The 3663-nt window shown below is 57.8% G+C and carries 4 protein-coding genes; all 4 read right to left on the bottom strand.

The window, feature by feature from the left end; genetic code table 11:
* Positions 1-80 precede the first annotated feature (80 nt).
* Positions 81-815, bottom strand: a complete 735-nt coding sequence (locus tag EJA72_RS25010; RefSeq protein ID WP_157714561.1) for an amino acid ABC transporter ATP-binding protein — start codon at positions 813-815, stop codon at positions 81-83.
* Complete coding sequence (locus EJA72_RS25005; RefSeq protein ID WP_157714562.1) at positions 812-1483, bottom strand: amino acid ABC transporter permease; 672 nt, start codon at positions 1481-1483, stop codon at positions 812-814. Before EJA72_RS25005 ends, EJA72_RS25010 begins: the two co-directional genes overlap by 4 nt.
* Positions 1483-2229, bottom strand: a complete 747-nt coding sequence (locus EJA72_RS25000) for an amino acid ABC transporter permease (RefSeq protein ID WP_157714560.1) — start codon at positions 2227-2229, stop codon at positions 1483-1485. Before EJA72_RS25000 ends, EJA72_RS25005 begins: the two co-directional genes overlap by 1 nt.
* 189 nt (positions 2230-2418) lie before the next feature.
* Positions 2419-3333, bottom strand: a complete 915-nt coding sequence (locus tag EJA72_RS24995) for a glutamate/aspartate ABC transporter substrate-binding protein (RefSeq protein ID WP_157714559.1) — start codon at positions 3331-3333, stop codon at positions 2419-2421.
* Positions 3334-3663: the final 330 nt, after the last annotated feature.

The raw sequence follows: 3663 nt of genomic DNA, 5'->3' as shown, positions 1-3663 counted from the left end.
TGGGGCCGCTACGCGACCCAGCGGGAGCAAGCTCCCTCGCCACAAGGGCGAGCCTGCCCTCGAAAATTGGGCAGTCTCTTTTAGTGCTGCAAAATCTTCTCGAGGAAATGCTGCGCACGCTCGGAGCGTGCGCTGATGTCGCCGAAGAACTCTTCCTTCGGGCAGTCTTCGATGATTTTTCCCGCGTCCATGAAGATCACCCGGTCCGCCACTTTACGGGCGAAGCCCATTTCGTGGGTCACGCACATCATGGTCATGCCTTCGTGGGCCAGTTGCACCATCACGTCGAGCACTTCGTTGACCATCTCGGGGTCGAGCGCCGAGGTCGGTTCGTCGAACAGCATCACGATCGGGTCCATCGCCAGCGCACGGGCAATGGCCACACGCTGCTGCTGGCCACCGGAGAGCTGGCCCGGGTGCTTGTGAGCGTGGGCGGAGAGACCAACGCGCTCCAGCAGTTGCAGGCCTTTCTTGGTGGCTTCTTCCTTGCTGCGGCCCAATACCTTGATCTGCGCGATGGTCAGGTTTTCGGTGATGGTCAGGTGCGGGAACAGTTCGAAGTGCTGGAACACCATGCCCACCCGCGAGCGCAGTTTCGGCAGGTCGGTCTTCGGGTCGGCGATGGACGTGCCATCGACCACCACGTCGCCTTTCTGGAACGGTTCCAGCGCGTTCACGCATTTGATCAGGGTGGATTTGCCGGAGCCGGACGGCCCGCAGACCACAATCACTTCGCCTTTTTTGACCTCGGTGCTGCAGTCAGTCAGTACCTGGAAGTCGCCATACCACTTGTTGACATTCTTGATAGAGATCATACGGCAAACCTTTTTTGCAGACGCTTGACCAGCAGCGAGGCGGCAAAGCTGATTGTGAAGTACACGAGACCTGCGAAGATCAGGAACTCATTGGAGCGGCCGATGATGTCGCCACTGGCACGCGAGGCATTGAGGAAGTCCACCAGGCCGACCGCGTAGACCAGCGAGGTGTCTTGAAACAGGATGATGCTCTGTTGCAACAGCAGCGGGGTCATCTTGCGGAAGGCCTGCGGCAGGATGATCAAACGCATCATCTGGCCATACGTCATGCCCAGGGCCTGGGCAGCCCCCATCTGGCCTTTGGGAATCGACTGCACGCCGGCGCGGACGATTTCGCAGAAGTATGCGGCTTCGAACATCATGAAGGCCACGATGCACGAGGCGAACGCGCCGATTGGCGTATCTTCGCCGGTGATCCAGCGCAGCACGAACGGCACCGCCAGGTAGAACCAGGTGATGACCAGCAGCAGTGGAATCGAGCGGAAGTAGTTGACGTAGGCGCCGGCCAGGTTCGACAGCAGCTTGCTGTGGGACAGGCGCATCAGCGCGAGGACCGTGCCGAGGATAATGCCGCCGACCACGCCCATGGCCATCAGCTTGAGGGTCATGACCATGCCGTTCCACAAGCCCGGCAGGGACGGGATGATGCCCGAGAAGTCGAATTCCATCATTTACCCCCTACGGAGATCAGGCCAGGCACGGCAACTTTCTTCTCGACCAGACGCATCAGCAGCATCAGGCTCATGTTCAACGTGAAGTAGATCAGTGTCGCCAGGGTGAAGGCTTCGAACAGGTTGGCGGAGAATTCGGCGGTCTGCTTGGTCTGCGCGAGCAGCTCCATCAGGCCGATCAGCGACGCCACGGAAGTGTTCTTGAAGACGTTGAGAAATTCCGAGGTGAGCGGCGGAATGATGATCCGGTAAGCCTGGGGCAGCAGCACATTCCAGTAGATCTGCGGCAGCTTGAAGCCCATGGCGCGGGCAGCGGATTCCTGGCCTTTGGGCAGCGCCTGGATACCGGTGCGCACTTGTTCGCAAACGCGAGCGGTGGTGAACAGGCCCAGGCAGACGACCACACTGAGGAACGCCGAAGTGGTCGGGTTCAGGTCCTGCTTGTACCAGTCCTGCAGGTTCTGCGGCAGCAGATCGGGCACCAGGAAGTACCAGATGAACAGCTGAACCAGCAGCGGCACGTTTCGGAAAAGTTCGACGTAGCAGGTCGCGATGCCCGATACGATGCGGTTCGGCACGGTGCGCATGACGCCCAGGATCGAACCCAGTGTCAGGGCGATGATCCAGGCCACGATGGCGATGGCGATGGTCCAGCCCAAACCGGCAAGGTACCAGTCGAGATAAATCTCGCTGCCCACGCCAGTGGACTTGAAGAACACGCCCCAGTCCCAGTTGTAATTCATTAGGGTCTCCCCTCTGATCATTCGATGTACAAGTGCCCGCCTGGGGAGATCCTTTCCCGCCCGACTTGAACGTCAGGCACACACGAACGGCTCGACAGCCACCGGTTCGAGTGTTTCCAAAAATGCCAGCAGGGAGTGACAACCTCCTGAAAGAGCAGCGCCCTGTCAGGAGGTAAGGTTAGTCAGAAATCAGGACTTCTTGTCGTCAGCCGCTTTATCGGTCGGGTTGGCGATCAGTTTCTTGAGCTCGTCGCTCATCGGGAAGTTCAGGTTCAGGCCTTTTGGCGGGATAGGTTGCATGAACCATTTTTCGTAGATCTTGTTGATCTCGCCCGACGCGTAGGTGGCCTTGATGGCGTCATCCACAGCCTTTTTGAACGGCTCGTCGCCTTTACGCACCATGCAGCCATAGATTTCGTAGGACTGCGGGGTACCGGTGACAGCCCAGTCATCCGGTTTCTTGGCCTTGGCCGATTCACCGGCCAGCAAGGCGTCGTCCATCATGAAGGCAACAGCGCGGCCCGATTCCAGCATCTGGAAGGACTCGCCGTGGTCTTTGGCGGAGATGACGTTCATGCCCATCTGCTTGTCGGCGTTCATCGACTTGAGGATGCGCTCGGACGTGGTGCCTGCGGTGGTCACGACGTTCTTGCCTTTCAGGTCGTCGAAGTCCTTGTAGGCAGAGTCTTTCTTGGACAGCAGGCGGGTGCCGATTTCGAAGATGCCGACCGAGAAGTCAACTTGCTGCTGACGCTCGACGTTGTTGGTGGTGGAGCCGCACTCGACGTCCACGGTGCCGTTCTGGACCAGAGGAATACGGGTTTGCGAGGTTACCAGGTTGTATTTGACCTGCAGGTTCGGGAGGTCCAGGTCTTTCTTGATGGCTTCAACGATTTTCAGCTGGATATCGTGGGAGTAGCCAACCGGTTTGCCGGAAGCATCCGCGATATAGGAAAACGGAATGGAAGCGTCGCGATGCCCGAGGGTGATGGTGCCGGACTCTTTGATCTTCTTCAGTGTGCCGGTGAGCTCGGCAGCGAAAACTGGAGTGGTAATCAGAGCGGCAGCAATGGCTGCGCCCAGGATATGGGGAACGATGCGCATCAAATTTTCCTCGACATTGTTTTTTTTATGGAGCCAGTTGTTCGGCCCTTTTGTGCTTCGAACGGTTGGCGGCCCCTGAAGGTTCGGCACAACAAGCATTCGTCCAAGAGTGTAGAGCATGACTCGTGCCAGGCCAGGCGACATGGATCAAAGTATTGATTTATAAGGTAATAAAATATTTGTGACACTATTTTTAGCCAAGGATAATCCGGTTTACCGAATCGACTGGCGGGTCGCGTTCGGAAAACCGAATGCAATGACCGGTGCACAACCCCTGTAGGAGTGAGCCTGCTCGCGATGGCGGTGTGTCAGAGAACAATTATTCGACTG

It is taken from the genome of Pseudomonas sp. PB120 (assembly GCF_009761815.1).
In the GTDB taxonomy this organism is placed as follows: domain Bacteria; phylum Pseudomonadota; class Gammaproteobacteria; order Pseudomonadales; family Pseudomonadaceae; genus Aquipseudomonas.
The sequence above is the reverse complement of the archived record's forward strand: the minus strand, read 5'-3'. Positions and strand labels throughout refer to the sequence as shown.

Excerpts from the sequence above, each read along its gene's own strand:
- EJA72_RS24995 (WP_157714559.1), bottom strand. The coding sequence starts at position 3,333 with ATGCGCATCGTTCCCCATATCCTGGGCGCAGCCATTGCTGCCGCTCTG.
- EJA72_RS25010 (WP_157714561.1), bottom strand. The coding sequence starts at position 815 with ATGATCTCTATCAAGAATGTCAACAAGTGGTATGGCGACTTCCAGGTA.
- EJA72_RS25000 (WP_157714560.1), bottom strand. The coding sequence starts at position 2,229 with ATGAATTACAACTGGGACTGGGGCGTGTTCTTCAAGTCCACTGGCGTG.
- EJA72_RS25005 (WP_157714562.1), bottom strand. The coding sequence starts at position 1,483 with ATGGAATTCGACTTCTCGGGCATCATCCCGTCCCTGCCGGGCTTGTGG.